The sequence below is a fragment of the Streptomyces sp. NRRL B-1347 genome, from assembly GCF_000720325.1.
Taxonomy (GTDB): Bacteria; Actinomycetota; Actinomycetes; order Streptomycetales; family Streptomycetaceae; genus Streptomyces.
The window spans coordinates 18,594-37,502 of the sequence record NZ_JOJM01000036.1 but is presented as its reverse complement, the minus strand read 5'-3'; the positions used below and the strand labels follow the sequence as shown (position 1 = coordinate 37,502).

Below are 18,909 nucleotides of genomic sequence, written 5' to 3'. Positions count from 1 at the left end.
TAACGTACACAAAGTTGAGTCTATTCCACTCAAGGCAGCTGCCGGAAGTCCGACCGGCTACCTTCCGCCCATGGCCATCGACCTCGGCGCCCTGCCCGCGCCCTACCTCAGCTTCTGGCGGGAACGCCACGTCTGCACCCTGACGACGCTCCGCCGCGACGGCACCCCGCACGTGGTGCCCGTCGGCGTGACGTACGACCCCGAGGAGCGCGTCGCCCGGGTGATCGCGAGCGGCACGAGCCGCAAGGTGGCGCACGTCCTCGCCGCGACGGGCGCGGCGGGCGCGGAAGGGCCGGGCGCGCGGGTCGCGGTCTGCCAGGTGGCGGGCCGCCACTGGGCCACGCTCGAAGGCCGGGCCACGGTGTCGGAGGAGCCCGAGCGGGTGGCGGACGCGGAGCGCAGGTACGCCGAGCGGTACGGCAGGAACCCGCGGGAGAACCCGGCCCGGGTGGTGATCGAGATCGCGGTGGACCGCGCGCTCGGCAACGTGAAGGAGCCCGCCGCCTGACCGGGCGGGACACCCCGCACACACCACAGCGGCGCCACCGTGTTCAGGTCCACGGTGGCGCCGCTGCTGGGGGAAGCACCTGCGCGATTTACAACGACGGGGGAATCGCGTCAGGCGCTGCGGGGGGTGGCTGTGAGGGGATCGGAAGCCGCGGAGTGCCGCTCGGCATCGCGCTTCCGCTTCCCGATCAGCTGGTGGTCACGCTGATCGAGGTTGACGAAGACCATGCCGTAGCGCACGGCGCAGCGCACCGGCTGGGGCGCGCCACGGGGGCGGCGCAGGCAGCGGTAGGCGCGGATGTCCTCGTCGTCGTCCCGTACGATGATCACCGGCTCGCCGACCAAGGTGACCATCAACGAGTCACCGGGGTGGGGGATCGCGGTGGCGAGGTCGATGAAGTGCCAGCCCGACCGATAGGCGGTGGCCATTTCCCGGCGGAAGGTGCGGTCATCGGGAGGCGTGCTCATGCCTTGTCACCCGCCGGCGTGATCCAGGCAAGGTCGTCCGGCGCGGCTGTGCTCTTCGCTGGGTGGCTCCAGGCGAGATCCATGGCACTAACCGCACCCAGGCCAATCCCTGCGGAGAGAGCGGTCACCAGGACCGCGCGAAGCATGCGCTTGAACATGGTCGGCTTCGTCCTCACTTGGTAGGTTCCTCTCCCCCGGCACAACAAGACGATGTCTCAATCGAGCACGTCAAAGCCACAGGGTGGATGCATCATGTTCCTGCACGTTCAGGACCCTGGGGGGTGGAGAATTGCTCACAACTGACGCCAAACCGACACATCCTCACCCCGAGAGCCCACTATGTGGCGAAGGAGCGAGGCTGTACGCCACCGCACTGAGCAACGGGCGGCTCGCGCGGACCGAGGCTGAGAACGCACCGTGCCTTCTGGAGTCCGCACTCGTACATCCCGACCCGGATGACGCTGACTGGCTGCGACCCGTTCCACCGGTCACGGCACTCGCTCAGCGACTTCACCCCATCGAGCGGGAGATCCAGGACAGACGGCGGCTCGCCGTCGAGCTCACCGACACCTTCGAGCCATTTATGGCCATCCCCACCCGGGTTGAACCCACGGGCCACGCGATCACGGTATTGGAGGGCGAGGCCCGCATCAACGAAGCGATCGAGCAGGCCACGGCCGAGTGCCGGCACGAGGTCCTGACGGTCCAGCCCGGCGGCGGCCGAAGCGAAGAGAGGTTGAATATCGCGCTCCGCCGCGGGCAGACGATCCTCGACCGCGGCATCTCGATGCGTACCCTCTACCAGCACACCGTCCGGCACAGCCGGGGCACCCTCGCCTACGCGGCCTACATGTCGCACGGCAACGTGCAGATACGCACGCTGGAGGAGGTGATCGACCGACTGATGATCTTCGACCGCAGCGTCGCCATCCTCCCCCGCGCGCGCCGACCGCCAGGACGCCCTGGAGATCCGGCACCCCGCCCTGGTCGAGTACCTCTCCAAGGTCTTCGAGCAGCAGTGGCAGCTCGCGACGCCCCTGCTCGACGAGGACCCGTACCCGCCCTCGACCGACGGCATCACCGGCGTGCAGCGCTCCATCGCCCGGCTGCTCATCGAGGGCCACGTGGACGAGGCCATCGCCCGCCGCCTCGGCATGAACGTGCGCACCTGCCGCGCCCACATAGCGAAGATCGCCGCCGCCCTCGGCAGCGGCAGCCGCGCCCAACTCGGCTTCCTGATCGCCCAGTCCGGCATCCTCGGGCAGGACAAGCCGAAATGACCACCGACCCCCGCCGGCACCCCCACCCGCACGGACCCGACGAGCTGTGCGCGGAGGGTTCCGCCCTCTACACCCGCGCGCTGCGCGAGGGCCGCGTCACCCAGCGGGACGCGGACTCCACGCCCTGCCTCATCGACTTCGGCCTGCTGCACCCCGACGTCGAGGACATGCGCTGGCTGCGCCCCACCGCGCCCGCCATCGCCCTGCCCCAGCTCCTGCGCGGCATCGAGGACCGCATCGCCCAGCAGCGCCGCCGCGAGGAGCGCCTGACGGCGATGTTCGAGCCCCTGATGGCGCTCGACGCCCGCCAGACCGTGGGCGCCGAGCACCAGGACATCACCGTCCTCGACGGCTTCGACCGGATCAACGACGCGATCACCCGGGCCACCGCCGACGCCGCCCACGAGCTGCGCACCGTCCAGCCCGGCGGCGCCCGCTCCCCCGAGATCCTGGCCGACGCGCTCCCGCGCGAGCAGGAGTTCCTGTCCCGCGGCTGCCGCATGCGCACGCTCTACCAGCACACCACCCGCCACTCCCTGCCCGCCCTCGCACACTACGAACAGCTAGACGGCGACGTAGAGGTGCGCACGCTCAACGAAGTAACCGAGCGCATGGTCGTCCTGGACCACGCGGTGGCATTCATACCGGCGAGCAAGGACCGCACGGCGGCCCTGGAGATACGCCAGCCGGCGATCGTCGACTACCTCATCACCACCTTCGAACGACTGTGGCGCCTCGCGACCCCCATGTACCCGCACGCGGCCCAGCTGCCCGCGGAGAACGGGGTCACGACCCGCCAGCGGGCCATCGCCGAGCTCCTCATCGAGGGCCTCACGGACACCGAGATAGCCGAACGGCTCGGCATGAACGTGCGTACCGCCCGCGAACACATCGCGAAGCTCGCCGCCATCCTCGGCAGCAACAGCCGGGCGCAACTCGGATATCTCATTGGCCAGTCAGGAATCCTGAACCAGAATCACTAGCTGCTGAGCGTGGGAGCCGGCGGACCGACGCCGGCGAGCCGTGAGGAGGGGCAGCGACGTGGCGAGGGATCACAGTCCGCACGGCGCCGGGGAGCTGTGCGGAGTGGGCAGGAGCACCTACGTCCGCGCCCTGCAGGACGGCGGCGTACCGGCCGCGGCGGCGGACCGCGCCCCCTGTCTTCTCGACCTCGGCCTGCTCCGCCCCGACCCCCGCGACGCCGCCCGGCTGCTGCCCGTCGCCCCGTCCGTCGCGCTCCCCCGGCTCCTGCACGACCTCGACTCCGACGTCACCGACGAGCGCGCGCGGCAGCGGCGGCTCGCCGAGGCCTTCGCCCCGCTGATGACGCTCGGGGAGGGGCAGTTCACCGGGGCCCGCGCGCCGGGCGCCACGGTCCTCAAGGGCGTGCCGCGCATCAACGAGGCCATCGACCACGCCGCGGCCCGGGCGAGCAAGGAGGCCCTGGCCATCCAGCCCGGCGGCAGGAGGACCCAGGAGATCCTGGACCACGCCCTGCCGCGCGCGGACGGCCTCCTGTCCCGCGGCGGCCGCATGCGCTCGCTCTACCCGCACACCGGCCCGCACGCCTGCGCCGTCTTCGCCCACTTCCAGCGGCTCGACGGCGACGTGGAGGCCAGGACCCTGACCGAACTGCCCAACCGGCTGCTCGTGTTCGACCGCTCCGTCGCCTTCATCCCGGCGGGCGAGAGCCGTGACGTGGCCCTGGAGATACACCAGCCCGCCGTCATCTCCTACCTGGTGACCACCTTCAAGCTGCTGTGGCAGCTGGCCACGCCGATGTGGCCGGACGCGGCCCCGCCGCCGCCCCGGCAGGGCATCACCCCCCGCCAGCTGGCCATCGCCGAGCTCCTCACCGAGGGCCTCACCGACACCGAGATCGCCACCCGGCTCGGGATGAACGTACGGACGGCCCGCGTGCACATCGCCAAGCTGTCGGCCGTCCTGAACAGCCAGAGCCGGGCCCAGCTCGGCTATCTCATAGGGCAGTCCGGCATCCTCGGCGACGGGCTCTAGATGGCCCGCTGGAGCGGCAGGCCGACCGACCGCAGCGCCTCGCGCACCACGCGCTCCCCGTCCAGGCTGCCGGTGCCCAGGTCGAGCACCGCCGACTGCTCCCACCGCACCGACGAGGGGCGCCCCATGCTCACCCGCCACAGCACGGCGGGCGCGGCGCCGTCGCCCCGGGTGTCGAGGGCGATGTTCAACACCCGCACCACGGACACCTTCGCCACCACCTGGAGCGGGAAGTCACCGGCGAGGAGCTGTCTGTCGACGACCCAGGTCACCGGGTAGCCGCGGCCGTTGAGGTCGTCGGCGATCGCGTGCACGGCGGCCGCGTGGCAGTCGGGCGTGCGGGACGCGGCGGTGCGTCCCGGCGCCGCGGCGTCCCGGCCGGAGGGCTCGGCGGGCGTCCGTACCCCGGCTGCCTCCATGTCGCCATCACCTCATCTCCGCGCGCGCGGGCACGCGGGTCCGCGCGCGCGTTCCCTGCACCATAAGCCCAAGGGCGGTATCGACCAATGGAGCCGCCCGCGCGGGGCGGGGACCGCCGGGGCCGCGCCGCGGACGTTCTGCCCGCGGCATACGTCGATGTCTGAATAGTTGCGTGCGGATTGCTAGGAATGGCCCCACCATGGAAGGCAGTTGCCGCGTGGGCAACAAGGGTCACTCACGTGCCGCACCGTCATGCGCACGCGCTGGCCGATCCGCGCACCCGATGCGCGAACCGGGCGGGAGGAGCAAGGGGAGCGCCGTGCCGGACGGAGCGATGCGCGAGACGGACGCGAGCCTTTCGGCCCACCCGCCGCACGCCCACGACGTCCTCTGCGAGCAGGCGCGGGCCCTGTACGCGCGGGCCCTGCGCGACGGCCGCGTCGCCGCCGACGCGCCGCACGCCGACTGCCTGCGCCCCTTCGGACTGCTGCACGCGGACCCGGGCGTTCCGGGCCGGCTGCTGCCCGCGGCGCCCGCCGTGGCCCTGCCCCGGCTCCTGGCGGACATCGAGCGGCGCGTGGCGGGGCACCGCGCCCTGGCCGCCCGGCTCGCCGCCGCGTTCGAGCCGTTCATCCGGGCGGAGCCGGTGGCGGACCCGGACTCGGCGGCGGCACACCTCACCGTCCTCAAGGGCGTGCCGCGGATCAGGACGGCCGTGCGGCAGGCGCTCGCCGACGCCCGCGAGGAGCTCCTCGCGATCCAGCCGAGCCGCCCGCGGCCCCGGCTGCTGCCCCACGACGAGCCCTGGCGCATGGCGGAGTTCGTCGCGCGCGGCGGGCAGCCGCGCACCCTCGCACGGGCGCCCGTCGCCTGCGCGCCGCCGCCCCGGTCGCATCCGCTGGGGCCCGCCGTCGACGGCGAGGCCCGCACGCTCGACGAACTCCCGCCCTGCCTCATCGTCTTCGACCGGCGCGTCGCGTTCCTTCCGGCGGACGCGCACGGCGAGATCGCCTTCGAGGTGCGCTCGCCCGCACTCATCTCGTACGTCGCGACGGCCTTCGACGTTCTCTGGCGGCTCGCCCGCCCCCTGTACCGGGAAGACGCCCCGCCGCTGCCCGACCAGGCGATCTCGCCGGTGCAGCTGGAGATCGCGCGGCTTCTCACCGAAGGCCTCACCGACACGGAGATCGCGAGCCGCACCGGTATGAACGTCCGTACCGTACGCGTCCACATCGCCAAGGTGGCGCAGCTGCTCGGCAGCACGAGCCGGACCCAACTCGGCTACCTCATCAGCCGGTCCGGCCTGCTCGAACGCCGTTCCCCCCGGCTCCTCCCGCCCGACCGGTGAGCGCCGCGGACGCCGGGGGGCCGCACCGCCCGCACGGGGCCGACGCGCCGTGCGCCGCGGGCGTCGCGCTCTACGGCCGGGCCCTGCGCGAGGGCCGCGTCCGCACGCGGGAGGCCGAAGCCGCGCCCTGCCTCGTCGACTTCGGCCTGCTGCACCCCGACCTCGACGACATGGCGTGGCTGCTGCCCGGCGCGCCCTCGCACGCCCTGCTGCGGCTGCTGCGCGGCGTCGAGGAGGACGTGGCGCACGAGCGGCGCCGCGAGGCCGAGCTGACCGCCGCCTTCGAACCGCTGCTCGCCCTGGCCCGGCGGGCCGCCGAGCAGCCCGCCGGGGCCGCGCCGCCGGAGGGCGACACGCCGTCCAGGCCGCCCGCGATCACCGTGCTCAGGGGCCTGCCCCGCATCAGCCACGCCATCTGCGAGGCCGTGGCCGACTGCGCAGAGGAGGTCCTGACCGTCCAGCCCGGCGGGTTCCACCGCATCTGGGACCTGGGCGCCGCGCCGCCGCGCGAACAGCCCCTGCTGTCCCGCGGCTGCCGCATGCGCACCCTGTACCAGCACACGACCCGGCACGCCTTCCCGCTGATCGCCCACTTCGAGCAGCTGGAGGGGGACGTGGAGGTCCGCACGCTGAGCGAGGTCACCGCGCAGCTCGTCGTCTTCGACCGCGCGGTCGCCTTCCTGCCCGCCGACCGGGACTGCGCCCTGGCCCTGCGGATCCGCGTGCCCGCCCTGGCCGGCTATCTGGCCGCGCTCTTCGACCGGCTCTGGCACCTGGCGACGCCCCTGTTCCCGCACCCGGCGCCGCAGCCCGCGCGGGGCGGCGTCACCGCCCGCCAGCGCGCCATCGCCGAACTGCTCACCGAGGGCCTCACCGACGCGGGCATCGCCGAACGCCTCGGCATGAACGTACGGACCGTACGCGTCCACATCGCCAAGCTGTCCCAGGTCCTCGGCAGCACGAGCCGGACCCAACTCGGCTATCTGATCGGGCAGTCGGGACTGCTCAGCCCCGGCGGCCCGCACGGTCCCGACCGCACCCGCTGAATCACGAACGTCCGCAATTGCGGGTGCTTGCCCCCGCCCCCGCCCCTTGCACCGCAACAAGTTGACGGTAGCGGGGAGCGGGCACGGCACTGCATCGTGAGGACCGCAGCGGCTCTGTTGTGGTCTCCCCCCGCGGAGTCGCGCTTCCCTAAGGTGCTCCGGCCCGCCTCGTTCCGCGGCGGGCCGGGGCAGTCGCGCCGCGTGCGGACGAACGGGCCGCGGGCGCGGGGGCCGTGCGCGCGGGCGAGGGGCCTACGCCTGTCCCGCCCACTCCCGCAGCAGCCGCTCGCGCAGCTCCTTGCGGGGCGTGCCGCCCTCGTACGAGCGCCCCCACTCGGCCATCGCCGACAGCGTGGTCAGCAGCGTGGCGGCGCCCTCCGTGAGGCGGGCGAGCAGCGCGCGGGACAGGTCGTACTCCTTCTGGGAGTAGCCGTACGCCGCCGCCACATAGGCGGTCAGCTCGACCTCCGCCTCGGCCGTCTCCACGCACACGGTCATCGACGGCGCGTCCTCACCGCCGCCGAGGCCGACCGTGAGCGCCATGTCGACCACCATTCCGACCTGCCGCTTCAGGGACTTCACGGGGACGTCCTCGACGGTCAGCGCCCGTACGTCGTCCCACAGCCACAGGCCGGACTGCCGGTGCCCGAGCCCGGCCACCCCCTCGGGTGTGAGCCGGACCCCGGGAGCGAGCCCGGACGGCTTCGAGCCCACGTACACATCGCCCTCGGCGATCCAGAACAGCCCCACCATGGCCATGGAGAATCCAGCTTTCCCGCGGAAGAAACACGACAGCCTGCCAACTATAGGAGCGCGACGCGCCGTCTACCGTTCCCGTACGAGTGATCGCTAGAGTGCTCAGTCCCCCACGGACCAGCACCTTCTCCCCCCACGCCTGCGCCTCCCGTCACTTTCGGAAAGGGACTGCCAGCCGTGCCTCACTCCTCGCGGAGATCCCGTCTCCGCACGTTCGCCATCCCGTCGGCGGCGGCCGCCGCCGTGCTCGCCGCGGGCCTCGGCCTCGGTGCCGCGCTCGGCACCGGGCCCGCCGGTGCCACCGCCGCCCCCGCGTCGGGCACCGCGCCCAAGGCCCCCGAGCGGCTGCGGGCCGTGTCCGGCGCGAACGCCAACACCCTGACCTGGAAGGCCTCTTCGGGCGCCCGGAAGTACGAGGTGTACCGGGCCGAGGCCGACGGCGCCTTCACGCGCGTCGGCACGGCGACGGCACCGAAGTACACCGACGGGCGGATCGTGCCGGACGTGCCGTACACGTACAAGGTCAAGGCCGTCGGCTCCGCGGGCAAGGCATCGCCGTACTCCGCGGCCGCGCGGGTGGCCCGGGACACCATCGCGCCGCTGCCGCCCGCGAACGTCACCGTCGTCATCTCCGACGACGGGCCCGGCACCGCCCTCGCCTGGCGCGACGGCACCGACGCCGTCTCGTACGTGGTCTACCGCTCGGCGTCCCCGCAGGGGCCCCTCAAGAAGCTCGGCACGACCTCGACGACCTCGTTCCGCGACACCGCGGCACCGGACGGGGACCGGCCGTCCTTCTACTGGGTGAAGGCGGTCGACGCCGCGGGCAACACCTCCGACGCGGCCACCACGAGCCGCCCCCCGGAGCCGACCCGGCCGCCCGAGCCGACGCGGGAGCCCACGGTCTCGCCCTCGTCCGCGCCCCCGGAGCCCTCGCCGACCTTCGGCGACGGCTGAGCCGCACGCCCGCCCCGGCACGACGAAGGCCGGGCGGTCGCGCACGAGTCGTTCGTACGCGACCGCCCGGCCTCGGCCGAGCCGCAGTCCCGCGGGCTACTGCTCCGGCGACCTCTTGGGCCGCCACACCACGAGCGCGCTCGCCTGCTGCACGTCCTGGTACGGCACCAGGTCACGCCGGTAGGAGGCGTGGACCTGGGCCTCGCGCTGCTGCATCGCGGCCGCCGCGCCCTCGACCGCGGCCGACAGCTCGGCGACCCGGGACTGCAGCGCGGCGACCTGGTTCTCCAGCTCGATGATGCGCTTGATGCCCGCGAGGTTGATGCCCTCCTCCTGGGAGAGCTGCTGCACGGTGCGCAGCAGCTCGATGTCCCGGGCGGAGTACCGCCGGCCCCGGCCGGCGGTGCGATCGGGCGAGACCAGGCCCAGGCGGTCGTACTGCCGCAGGGTCTGGGGGTGGAGACCGGAGAGCTGGGCCGCCACCGAGATGACGTACACCGGGGTCTCGTCCGTCAGTTGATACGGGTTGCGTCGGCGGCCGTCCCGCTCCATGAGGTCACGCTCCCTTCGCGGCCTTGAACAGTTCTGCCCGCGGATCGAGATCCGCAGTCGCCTCGCGGTACTCCTCCAGGGCCTCCTTCGCCGCGGGGGACAGTGTCGTCGGTACCGACACCTCCACCGTGACGAGCAGGTCGCCGGGCGTGCCGTCCTTGCGGGCCGGGCCCTTGCCGCGCACCCGCATGGTGCGGCCGTTCGGCGTGCCGGGCGGCAGCTTCAGGGTGACGGGTACGCCGCCGAGCGTGGGCACCCGCACCTCGCCGCCGAGCGCGGCCTCGGAGAGGGTCACCGGGACCGTCACCGTGAGGTTCTCGCCCCTGCGGCCGAAGACCGGGTGGGGGTCCACGTGCACGACCACGTACAGGTCGCCCGCGGGGCCGCCGCGCTCACCGGGCGCGCCCTTGCCGCGAAGCCGGATCCGCTGGCCGTCGCTGACCCCGGCCGGGATGCGCACCTGCATCGTCCGCGACGACTTCGCGCGGCCGCTGCCGTGGCACACCTCGCAGGGCGTCTCGGCGATCAGGCCGCGGCCCTTGCAGTCCACGCAGGGGTCGGTGAGGGAGAACCCGCCACCGCCGCCCCGGGAGACCTGGCCCGTGCCCACGCAGGTGGGGCACACGCGCGGCGTGCCGTTCTTGTCGCCGGTGCCCGAGCACGCCTTGCAGGCGGCCTGGGAGGACATGCGCAGCGGAACCGTCGCGCCCTCCACCGCCTCCGTGAAGCTCAGCGTGACCTCGGACTCGACGTCCTGGCCGCGGCGCGGCTGCGTGCGCGTACCCGTGCCCGTGCCCGCGCCGCCGCGGTTGAACAAGCCCCCGAAGACGTCACCTAGGCCGCCGCCGAAGCCGCCGGCGCTCGCTCCACCGCCGCCCGGGGCGCCGCCTCCGAAGAGGTCGCCCAGGTCGAAGTTGAACGTGCCGCCGCCCGCTCCGGGGCCTGGCCTGAATCCGCCGTTGCCGAAGAGCGCGCGGGCCTCGTCGTACTCCTTGCGCTTCTTCGGGTCGCCGAGGACGTCGTTCGCCTCGGAGATCTCCTTGAAGCGCTCCTCGGCCTTCGCGTTGCCCTTGTTGGCGTCCGGGTGGTTCTCGCGGGCGAGCTTCCGGTACGCCTTCTTGATCTCGGCTTCGGTGGCGTCCTTGGGGACGCCGAGGACCTTGTAGTAGTCCTTCTCGATGAAGTCCTTGGTGCTCATCCCCGACGTCCCTCCTTCCTCGTCGTCAGGTCGACGCCGACGCCGACCGCGACGCCGGCTCCGCGACCATGATGGTCGCTGAAGGCCCGGTCGCGGTCGACGTCGCCGTCCGTGTCAACGTCAGCCCTTGTCCGGGCCACCGTTCTCCTTGCTCTCGGCCTGGTCGGCCTTGTCCGCCTGGTCCGCGGGCGCGCCCGCGTCCTTGGCGTCGGCCTTGTCAGCCGCCTCCGGCGCGGGCTTGTCGCCCTCGCCCGCGGCGCCGTCGGCCGCGTCCGACTTCACCGTCTGCGCGCCGGGCTGGGGCTCCGCCACCGCCACGCGGGCGGGACGGATGACGCGCTCGCCGATGCGATACCCCGGCTGGAGGATCGCGACGCACGTCGTCTCCGTGACGTCCGGTGCGTAGCTGTGCATCAGGGCTTCGTGGATCGTCGGGTCGAAGGGCTCGCCCTCCTTGCCGAACTGCTGGAGGCCCATCTTGGCGACGACGGTCTCCAGCGATTCGGCCACCGACTTGAAGCCGCCGACCAGCTCGCCGTGGTCCCGCGCGCGGCCGACGTCGTCGAGGGTCGGGAGCAGCTCGGAGAGGAGGTTCGCCGAGGCGATCTCCTTCACCGTCACCTTGTCCCGCTCCACGCGGCGGCGGTAGTTCTGGTACTCGGCCTGGAGGCGCTGGAGGTCCGCGGTGCGCTCGCCGAGCGCCGAGCGGGCCTGGTCCAGCTGGGCCGTCAGTCCTGCTTCTCGCATTGCGTCCCCGGCCGGGGCCGCCGGACCCTCCTCGGAGGAGGGCTCGGCGGCCTGCGGCGCCGCTTCGTCAGGGGTGGCGCCGGAGGGGACGTCGGGCCGCTCGGCGTCACCGAAGCCCGGGGTCTCCTCCGTCATCAGACAGCGCCGCCCTTCGCGTCACCGGGCTTCTCGTCGTCGACGATCTCGGCGTCCACGACGTCGTCTTCCTTGGACATGTTCGGCGCGTCGGCGCCCGGAGCGGCACCCTCGGCACCGGCCGCGCCCTGCGCCGCCTGGGCGTCGGCGTACATGGCCTGGCCCAGCTTCTGGGAGACGGCGGCGACCTTCTCCGTGGCGGTGCGGATCTCGGCGGTGTCCTCGCCCTTGAGCTTCTCCTTCAGCTCAGTGACGGCCGTCTCGACCTCGGTCTTGACGTCACCGGGGACCTTGTCCTCGTTGTCCTTGAGGAACTTCTCCGTCTGGTAGACGAGCTGCTCGCCCTGGTTGCGGGACTCGGCGGCCTCACGCCGTGCGTGGTCCTCGTCCGCGTACTTCTCGGCCTCTTCGCGCATGCGGTTGACCTCGTCCTTCGGCAGCGAGGAGCCACCGGTGACGGTCATCTTCTGCTCCTTGCCCGTGCCGAGGTCCTTCGCGGTCACGTGCATGATGCCGTTGGCGTCGATGTCGAAGGAGACCTCGATCTGCGGGACGCCGCGCGGCGCCGGGGGCAGACCGGTCAGCTCGAACATGCCGAGCTTCTTGTTGTACGCCGCGATCTCGCGCTCGCCCTGGTAGACCTGGATCTGCACGGACGGCTGGTTGTCCTCGGCCGTCGTGAAGATCTCGGAGCGCTTCGTCGGGATCGTGGTGTTGCGCTCGATCAGCTTGGTCATGATGCCGCCCTTGGTCTCGATGCCAAGCGACAGCGGGGTCACGTCGAGGAGCAGGACGTCCTTGACCTCACCCTTGAGGACACCGGCCTGGAGGGCGGCGCCGATGGCGACGACCTCGTCCGGGTTCACGCCCTTGTTGGCCTCGTTGCCGCCGGTCAGCTCCTTGACGAGCTCGGCGACGGCGGGCATGCGGGTGGAGCCGCCGACCAGGACCACGTGGTCGATCTCGGAGAGGGCGATGCCCGCGTCCTTGATGACGTTGTGGAACGGCGTCTTGCAGCGCTCCAGAAGGTCGGACGTGAGCTGCTGGAACTGGGCGCGGGTGAGCTTCTCGTCCAGGTGCAGCGGGCCCTCGGCGGAGGCCGTGATGTACGGCAGGTTGATCGTGGTCTCGGTCGAGGACGAGAGCTCGATCTTCGCCTTCTCGGCGGCCTCGCGCAGGCGCTGGAGCGCCATCTTGTCCTTGGACAGGTCGACGCCGTGGCCGTTGGCGAACTGCTTCACCAGGTAGTCGACGACGCGCTGGTCCCAGTCGTCACCACCGAGGTGGTTGTCGCCGTTGGTCGCCTTCACCTCGACGACGCCGTCGCCGATCTCGAGCAGCGAGACGTCGAAGGTGCCGCCACCGAGGTCGAAGACGAGAATGGTCTGGTCGTCCTTGTCGAGGCCGTAGGCCAGGGCGGCGGCAGTCGGCTCGTTGACAATGCGCAGGACGTTCAGACCCGCGATCTCGCCGGCCTCCTTGGTGGCCTGGCGCTCGGAGTCGTTGAAGTACGCGGGCACGGTGATGACCGCGTCCGTGACCTTCTCGCCCAGGTACGCCTCGGCGTCGCGCTTCAGCTTCTGCAGGATGAAGGCGCTGATCTGCTGCGGGTTGAAGTTCTTGTCGTCGATGTCGACCTTCCAGTCCGTGCCCATGTGGCGCTTCACGGAGCGGATGGTCCTGTCGACGTTGGTGACTGCCTGGCGCTTGGCGACCTCGCCGACCAGCACCTCGCCGTTCTTGGCGAAGGCGACGACGGACGGCGTGGTCCTGGCGCCTTCGGCGTTGGTGATGACGGTGGGCTCGCCGCCTTCGAGAACGCTGACGACGGAGTTAGTCGTGCCCAGGTCGATGCCGACCGCACGTGCCATTTCAATGCCTCCAGAGGAACTACTTGAGTGGATCTGACTCAAGGATGCCCCACGGGTTGCCCCGAGTCAACAGAGCTGAGTCTTGGGGACTCAACTCTTATCCTCCCCTTACGCGCAACCCGGGGTTCACGGAGGGAGACGGCTCCCGGCCCCGAACGGTTGAGCCGGGAACGGCCGGGCGCGGGAAGGGCAGCCTGAGCGACACAGATCACCGCCTGCCTGGCTGCGCGGCCGCACAGTATGTGGGTAGTCTCAGACGGACTGCATAAGTTACTGCTTAGTAATAGACGCCTCGCAGGCCTGAGGAGCCCCGAAATGCAACTCGCCGCGATCATCGTGTCGCTGGTCCTAATCGCGGTCGGCGTCGCGCTGTTCGGCCGTGCCATCCTGCAGATCTACCAGTTCGTGCGGCTCGGCCAGGCCGTGCCCGCCGGCACCCGGACCGACGAGCCCGCCGCGCGCACCCTGACCGTGGCCAAGGAGTTCCTCGGCCACACCCGGATGAACCGGTGGGGCATCGTCGGCGTCGCGCACTGGTTCGTGGCGGTGGGCTTCTTCTCCCTGCTGCTCACGATCGTGAACGCCATCGGCCAGCTCTTCAAGGCCGACTGGATGTTGCCGATCATCGGCGACTGGGCGCCGTACAACGTCTTCGTCGAGTTCCTCGGCACGATGACCGTGCTCGGCATCGTGACGCTGATCGTCATCCGGCAGCTGAACCGGCCCGGGGCCCCCGGCCGCAAGTCCCGCTTCGCGGGCTCCAACACCGGCCAGGCGTACTTCGTCGAGACCGTCATCCTCGTCGTCGGCGTCTGCATCTTCATGCTGCACGCCCTGGAGGGCGCCCAGCACCACGTGGACGGCTACGAGGCCTCGTTCTTCATCTCATACCCGTTCGTCTCGTGGTTCGGGGGCATGGACGTCTCGACGCTCCAGAACCTCACGTACTTCTTCGCGGGCCTGAAGATCGCGACCTCCTTCATCTGGATGATCACGGTCGCCCTGAAGACCGACATGGGCGTCGCCTGGCACCGCTTCCTGGCCTTCCCCAACATCTGGTTCAAGCGGAAGGCCGACGGCGGCACCGCGCTCGGCCCGCTGCTCCCGATGACGAGCGGCGGCAAGGAGATCGACTGGGAGGACCCGGACGAGGACACCGTCTTCGGCGTCAGCCAGGTCGAGCAGTTCTCCTGGAAGGGCATCCTCGACTTCTCCACCTGCACCGAGTGCGGCCGCTGCCAGTCGCAGTGCCCCGCGTGGAACACCGGCAAGCCGCTCTCGCCGAAGCTCCTGATCATGTCGCTGCGCGACCACGCGCACGCCAAGGCCCCGTACCTGCTCGCCGGTGGCGGCAAGTCCATGGAGGGCGAGGAGAAGGCCTCGGCCGAGCAGCTCGCCGACGTGCCCGCGGCCGCCCTCGCCGAGGCCGAGCGCCCGCTGATCGGGACCCTGGAGGAGAACGGCGTCATCGACCCGGACGTCCTGTGGTCCTGCACCACCTGCGGCGCCTGCGTCGAGCAGTGCCCGGTCGACATCGAGCACATCGACCACATCGTCGACATGCGCCGCTACCAGGTGATGATCGAGTCCGCGTTCCCGTCCGAGGCGGGCACGATGCTCAAGAACCTGGAGAAGAAGGGCAACCCCTGGGGCCTCGCCAAGAAGCAGCGTCTGGAGTGGACCAAGGAGGTCGACTTCGAGGTCCCGGTCGTCGGCAAGGACATCGACGACCTCACCGAGGTCGACTACCTGTACTGGGTCGGCTGCGCGGGCGCCCTGGAGGACCGGGCCAAGAAGACCACGAAGGCCTTCGCGGAGCTCCTGCACATCGCGGGCGTCAAGTTCGCGATCATGGGCGGCGACGAGAAGTGCACCGGCGACTCGGCCCGCCGCCTCGGCAACGAGCCGCTGTTCCAGCAGCTGGGCGCCGAGAACGTGGCCTCGCTGAACATGGCGTTCGGTGAGGACGACGAGGACGAGTCGACGAAGAAGCCCAAGTCGGCGAAGAAGATCGTCTCCACCTGCCCGCACTGCTTCAACACCATCGCGAACGAGTACCCGCAGCTCGGCGGCGACTACGAGGTCATCCACCACACCCAGCTGCTCCAGCACCTCATCGACGAGGGCAAGCTGATCCCGGTGACCCCGGTCGAGGGCCTGATCACCTACCACGACCCGTGCTACCTGGGCCGTCACAACAAGGTCTACACACCGCCGCGCGAGATCATGTCGGCCGTGCCCGGCCTGCGCCAGCAGGAGATGCACCGCCACAAGGAGCGCGGCTTCTGCTGCGGCGCCGGCGGCGCGCGGATGTGGATGGAGGAGCGGATCGGCAAGCGCATCAACACGGAGCGCGTGGACGAGGCCCTCAGCCTCAACCCGGACATCGTGTCGACCGCCTGCCCGTTCTGCCTCGTCATGCTCACGGACTCCGTGAACGGCAAGAAGAACGATGGCGCGGCCAAGGAGTCGCTCCAGGTCGTCGACGTCGCCCAGCTGCTCCTTGACTCGGTGAAGACCCCGGCCGACAACCCGCCCCCGGCGGGCGAGGCCGAGGCGGAGAGCGAGCCGGAGCCCGAGCCGGTGAAGTGATCCGGCGCCGGTGCCCCGGTCCGCCGACCCGGTGAAGTGAGCCGCACAAGACGGTCGTAACGGGCCGGTTCCGCCCTGGCGGGACCGGCCCTTCGTCGTTCGTGTAAACCTGTGGTGCTCATGACGACTGCACGGTCCTGTGGGGTGGGTGGCTTGAGGAGATCCGGTATACGGCTGCTGGCCGCCGCCGTCGGCGGCGCCCTGGTCCTGGCGGGCTGCGGCGGCGACGGCGAGTCCCACGCCCGCCCCACCTCCGAAGGACTCGCCGCCAGGGGCGCGCCCGCGAAGGCCGTCCCGCACGGCAAGGGCAGCGACGTGCCGGACGACTTCAACGGCGACAGCGCCCGTGACCTCGTCCTCGACGACCTGGCCCACCGGGGCCACGGCGACGACCCCGGCATCGGCGTCGTGTACGGCGGCCGCGCCGGGCTCGTCCCCGGCGCCCGGCAGCTGCTGACCGCGCGCGCCAACGGCGCCCGTACCAAGGGCCGGCTGCCCGCAGCGTTCGAGTCCGAGGCGGCGTGCGACCTGGACGGCGACGGGTTCACCGACCTGGTGGTCTCCACGGATCCGCCGTACGACGGCCAGGGGCAGCCCCCGGTGCCGCTCCAGCTCCTCTTCGGCTCCCCGAAGGGCCTGACCGGCACGGCGGTGAAGCTCCGGGTGCCCGCGCGGGCGCGGCTCGGCAACGGCTGGCCCGACCAGCCGGTGTGCGGCGACTTCGACGGGGACGGCGCCCAGGACCTCGTCCTGCACGCGAGCGGCGCCCATCTGAGCTTCCTGCGCGGCCCCTTCACCCGGAAGGGCGCGCCGCGCGCGGCCGCAGCGCCGCTCACCGCGCCCGGCAACGAGCTGGTGACGGGCGGCCCCGCCGTGGACGTGAACCGCGACGGCTACGACGACCTGGTGGTCCGCGAGGCGGCGGGCCCCTCCCCGGGCAGTCTGGTCCTGGGCGGGCCCAAGGGGCCGAACCGCACGGGGGCGCTGCTCCCCGCGGGCACCGACACGGCCTTCGGCACCTTCCGCGGCGGCCGCGCGGTGGACGCGGCGCTGCCGGGGCCGCGCGGCATCGCCCTGCGCTACGCCGTGCCGGGCACCGCGCGGGCCGCCCTCGCGGTGCGCGACGCGTCCGTGCGGACGGGCGACCTCGACGGCGACGGCCGCAGCGAACTCGTCGTGACCGGCGGCGGCCGCGGCGAGGTGTGGATCCACCGGGGCCGCGCCGCGGGCCTCGCGGCGAACGCCACGGCGACGCTCGTGCCCACGGGCAAGGGCGGCACGGTCCAGGTCCTGAAGGTGGCCGACTTCGACGGCGACCGGCGCGCGGACGTGGTCGTACGGACGTCCAGCGGGCGGGGCACGGTGCCGTCATTCTGCTGCGGCGCCGTCGTGGCTGGTCGCGCAGTTCCCCGCGCCCCTTCGGGGGCGCTCCCGTACCGCAGCGGACTTCGCCGCACCCGCTCAGGCCAAACCCCGGCCCGCAAGCTCCGGTTCACCTCACAGCCGACGTCGCACAACCATTCGTACGGCCCGCCGGTCACAACCCCCGGAAGTACCACTTCACCCACGGGGAGCGTACGTGCGCGCAAGGAACCTGGCCGTCACCGCGATCGCGGTCGCCCTCGCCGCGGGCGGCGTGACGCTGCCGCTGGCCGGGACGGCCGCGGCCGCCGGGACCACCGTCCGCAAGGACGACTTCAACGGCGACGGCTACCGCGACCTGGCGATCGGCACCCCGGGAGCCAACTCCGTGACGGTGACGTACGGTTCGGCGGCCGGTGTCGGCACCTCCCGGGCCACGACCGTCTCGCAGAGCACGGCCGGGGTGCCCGGGGTCACCGAGCAGGGCGACGAGTTCGGCGAGAGCGTCACCAGCGGCGACGTGAACAGCGACGGCTACGCCGACCTGGTCGTCGGCGCCCCGGGCGAGAAGACCCCGGGCACGTCCGGCGGCACGGTCACGATCGTCTGGGGCGGCAGGAACGGCTTCAAGAAGGGCGGCACCACGCTCACCGCCCCGGCCGACAGCGAGCGCCGCTTCGGCGAGGCCGCCGTCTTCGTCGACATCGACGGCGACGAGACGGCCAACCTCGCCGTGATCAGCGGCGACTCCTGGTGGTTCTACGCCGACGGCGTCCCGCAGGACGGCCGCGCGATCGGCCTCGAGACCGACTTCCTGCCCGAGGGCGTCCGTCTGGACTCCATGACCGCGGGCCACCTCACGTCCAAGGACGGCTACACGTTCGTCCTCACCGGCGAGCGCGCGGACGGCGGCGCCTACACGGCCTACATAAAGGGCGGCGCGGGTGACCTCGGCTACTGGTCCGGTGTCCTCGCCGAGGGCGGCGACCCGAGTGCCTCGCGCGACCCGCTCGCCGTGGGCGACGTCAACGGCGACGGCTACGACGACCTGGTCACCGGCAACCCGAACGCGGCGAAGGGCGGCGCGATCAGCGTCCGCTACGGCGCCGACGCGAAGCTCGGCGCGCCCGTGACGTACACGCAGGACAGCGCGGGCGTGCCCGGGAACGGCGAGGACGGCGACAGGTTCGGCTGGTCGGTGGCCACGGGTGACGTGACCGGCGACGGCCTCGCGGACGTCGCCGTCGGCGCGCCCGGCGAGACGTCCGGCGCCGCGGGCGCCCGCGGCGCGGGCAGCGTCGTCGTGCTCAAGGGCGGCCCGCGCGGCCTGCGGGACGGCAGCGCCTCGCACCAGGACACGCCTCGGGTGCCGGGCGTCGGCGAGGACGGCGACGCGTTCGGCTCGAACGTCCGCCTGAAGGACGTCGACAAGGACGGCAAGGCGGACCTCGCGACCGGCGCGGGCGGCGAGGACATCGGCTCGGGCGCGGACGCGCGCCGGGACGCGGGCGCCGTGTGGGTGCTTCGCGGCTCGTCGGCGGGCGTCACGACCCCGCGCGCGACGTCGTTCAACGGCTCCGACTTCGGCGTACGGCTGCCCGCGGGCGCGGGCGGCCTCGGCAAGGCCTTCGGCGAATCACTTCGCTGACCCTCA

Annotated in this window: 15 protein-coding genes and 2 pseudogenes; 10 read left to right on the top strand and 7 right to left on the bottom strand. The window is 72.1% G+C overall.

Annotated elements, in window-relative coordinates:
* The first annotated feature begins 70 nt into the window (after positions 1–70).
* A complete protein-coding gene (locus IG74_RS0127195) occupies positions 71–508 on the top strand; it encodes a pyridoxamine 5'-phosphate oxidase family protein (RefSeq protein ID WP_030682675.1) in 438 nt (145 codons plus the stop codon).
* 110 nt (positions 509–618) lie between these two features.
* Here the strand turns inward: IG74_RS0127195 and IG74_RS0127190 are convergent, their stop codons facing one another.
* On the bottom strand, positions 619–975 hold the full coding sequence (locus IG74_RS0127190; protein ID WP_078869065.1) for a hypothetical protein: 357 nt from the start codon (positions 973–975) through the stop codon (positions 619–621).
* A 289-nt stretch (positions 976–1,264) separates the two neighbouring features.
* Between IG74_RS0127190 and IG74_RS46300 the strand changes: the two are divergent.
* The 3 genes and pseudogenes from IG74_RS46300 to IG74_RS0127170 all read left to right on the top strand — a co-directional run bounded on the left by IG74_RS46300 (position 1,265) and on the right by IG74_RS0127170 (position 4,271).
* Positions 1,265–2,255, top strand: a pseudogene (locus IG74_RS46300) (helix-turn-helix transcriptional regulator).
* Positions 2,252–3,238, top strand: a complete 987-nt coding sequence (locus IG74_RS0127175) for a helix-turn-helix transcriptional regulator (RefSeq protein ID WP_030682670.1) — start codon at positions 2,252–2,254, stop codon at positions 3,236–3,238. The pseudogene IG74_RS46300 and the gene IG74_RS0127175 overlap by 4 nt, the downstream one beginning before the upstream one ends.
* Before the next feature lie 58 nt (positions 3,239–3,296).
* Positions 3,297–4,271, top strand: a complete 975-nt coding sequence (locus tag IG74_RS0127170; RefSeq protein ID WP_037826115.1) for a helix-turn-helix transcriptional regulator — start codon at positions 3,297–3,299, stop codon at positions 4,269–4,271.
* On the opposite strand, the gene IG74_RS0127165 is transcribed toward IG74_RS0127170, so the two are convergent.
* Positions 4,268–4,690, bottom strand: coding sequence for a hypothetical protein (locus tag IG74_RS0127165; protein ID WP_030682663.1), 423 nt, complete (start codon positions 4,688–4,690; stop codon positions 4,268–4,270). The two genes, IG74_RS0127170 and IG74_RS0127165, sit on opposite strands and share 4 nt — an antisense overlap.
* 320 nt (positions 4,691–5,010) lie before the next feature.
* On the opposite strand from IG74_RS0127165, the gene IG74_RS0127160 reads away from it, so the two are divergent.
* Together IG74_RS0127160 and IG74_RS0127155 are read left to right on the top strand one after the other, a co-directional pair.
* A complete protein-coding gene (locus tag IG74_RS0127160; protein WP_158857780.1) occupies positions 5,011–6,039 on the top strand; it encodes a helix-turn-helix transcriptional regulator in 1,029 nt (342 codons plus the stop codon).
* On the top strand, positions 6,036–7,085 hold the full coding sequence (locus IG74_RS0127155) for a helix-turn-helix transcriptional regulator (RefSeq protein WP_030682659.1): 1,050 nt from the start codon (positions 6,036–6,038) through the stop codon (positions 7,083–7,085). Before IG74_RS0127160 ends, IG74_RS0127155 begins: the two co-directional genes overlap by 4 nt.
* A gap of 252 nt (positions 7,086–7,337) precedes the next feature.
* On the opposite strand, the gene IG74_RS0127150 is transcribed toward IG74_RS0127155, so the two are convergent.
* Complete coding sequence (locus IG74_RS0127150) at positions 7,338–7,844, bottom strand: hypothetical protein (protein WP_030682657.1); 507 nt, start codon at positions 7,842–7,844, stop codon at positions 7,338–7,340.
* A 174-nt stretch (positions 7,845–8,018) separates the two neighbouring features.
* On the opposite strand from IG74_RS0127150, the gene IG74_RS0127145 reads away from it, so the two are divergent.
* Positions 8,019–8,798 (top strand): fibronectin type III domain-containing protein, encoded by a 780-nt coding sequence (locus IG74_RS0127145; protein ID WP_030682654.1) that lies wholly within the window; start codon positions 8,019–8,021, stop codon positions 8,796–8,798.
* A 96-nt stretch (positions 8,799–8,894) separates the two neighbouring features.
* On the opposite strand, the gene IG74_RS0127140 is transcribed toward IG74_RS0127145, so the two are convergent.
* The 4 genes from IG74_RS0127140 to dnaK all read right to left on the bottom strand — a co-directional run bounded on the left by IG74_RS0127140 (position 8,895) and on the right by dnaK (position 13,301).
* A complete protein-coding gene (locus tag IG74_RS0127140; protein ID WP_030682652.1) occupies positions 8,895–9,350 on the bottom strand; it encodes a heat shock protein transcriptional repressor HspR in 456 nt (151 codons plus the stop codon).
* Positions 9,351–9,354: 4 nt separating this feature from the next.
* Positions 9,355–10,548 (bottom strand): molecular chaperone DnaJ, encoded by a 1,194-nt coding sequence (gene dnaJ, locus IG74_RS0127135; RefSeq protein ID WP_030682649.1) that lies wholly within the window; start codon positions 10,546–10,548, stop codon positions 9,355–9,357.
* Between the two features lie 120 nt (positions 10,549–10,668).
* Positions 10,669–11,430 carry a nucleotide exchange factor GrpE gene (gene grpE / locus IG74_RS0127125; protein WP_030682647.1) on the bottom strand — a complete coding sequence of 254 codons (762 nt, stop codon included), beginning with the start codon at positions 11,428–11,430 and terminating at the stop codon, positions 10,669–10,671.
* Positions 11,430–13,301 (bottom strand): molecular chaperone DnaK, encoded by a 1,872-nt coding sequence (dnaK, locus tag IG74_RS0127120; protein WP_030682645.1) that lies wholly within the window; start codon positions 13,299–13,301, stop codon positions 11,430–11,432. The genes grpE and dnaK overlap by 1 nt, the downstream gene beginning before the upstream one ends.
* 315 nt (positions 13,302–13,616) lie before the next feature.
* On the opposite strand from dnaK, the gene IG74_RS0127115 reads away from it, so the two are divergent.
* From IG74_RS0127115 to IG74_RS0127105, 3 genes and pseudogenes are all read left to right on the top strand, one after another.
* A complete protein-coding gene (locus tag IG74_RS0127115) occupies positions 13,617–15,893 on the top strand; it encodes a (Fe-S)-binding protein (protein ID WP_030682643.1) in 2,277 nt (758 codons plus the stop codon).
* A gap of 120 nt (positions 15,894–16,013) precedes the next feature.
* Positions 16,014–17,171 (top strand): annotated as a pseudogene (locus tag IG74_RS49730) (FG-GAP repeat domain-containing protein); the annotation flags it as partial.
* A gap of 301 nt (positions 17,172–17,472) precedes the next feature.
* The gene (locus tag IG74_RS0127105; protein WP_030682639.1) at positions 17,473–18,903 is read left to right on the top strand and encodes an FG-GAP and VCBS repeat-containing protein; all 1,431 of its coding nucleotides are present in this window, start codon (positions 17,473–17,475) and stop codon (positions 18,901–18,903) included.
* Positions 18,904–18,909 lie beyond the last annotated feature (6 nt).

What these genes read in the sequence shown, in the direction of transcription:
- IG74_RS0127195 (WP_030682675.1), top strand. Translation starts at nt 71, where the DNA reads ATGGCCATCGACCTCGGCGCCCTGCCCGCGCCCTACCTCAGCTTCTGG.
- IG74_RS0127115 (WP_030682643.1), top strand. Translation starts at nt 13,617, where the DNA reads ATGCAACTCGCCGCGATCATCGTGTCGCTGGTCCTAATCGCGGTCGGC.
- IG74_RS0127190 (WP_078869065.1), bottom strand. Translation starts at nt 975, where the DNA reads ATGAGCACGCCTCCCGATGACCGCACCTTCCGCCGGGAAATGGCCACC.
- IG74_RS0127165 (WP_030682663.1), bottom strand. Translation starts at nt 4,690, where the DNA reads ATGGAGGCAGCCGGGGTACGGACGCCCGCCGAGCCCTCCGGCCGGGAC.
- grpE (WP_030682647.1), bottom strand. Translation starts at nt 11,430, where the DNA reads ATGACGGAGGAGACCCCGGGCTTCGGTGACGCCGAGCGGCCCGACGTC.
- dnaJ (WP_030682649.1), bottom strand. Translation starts at nt 10,548, where the DNA reads ATGAGCACCAAGGACTTCATCGAGAAGGACTACTACAAGGTCCTCGGC.
- IG74_RS0127140 (WP_030682652.1), bottom strand. Translation starts at nt 9,350, where the DNA reads ATGGAGCGGGACGGCCGCCGACGCAACCCGTATCAACTGACGGACGAG.
- dnaK (WP_030682645.1), bottom strand. Translation starts at nt 13,301, where the DNA reads ATGGCACGTGCGGTCGGCATCGACCTGGGCACGACTAACTCCGTCGTC.
- IG74_RS0127175 (WP_030682670.1), top strand. Translation starts at nt 2,252, where the DNA reads ATGACCACCGACCCCCGCCGGCACCCCCACCCGCACGGACCCGACGAG.
- IG74_RS0127150 (WP_030682657.1), bottom strand. Translation starts at nt 7,844, where the DNA reads ATGGCCATGGTGGGGCTGTTCTGGATCGCCGAGGGCGATGTGTACGTG.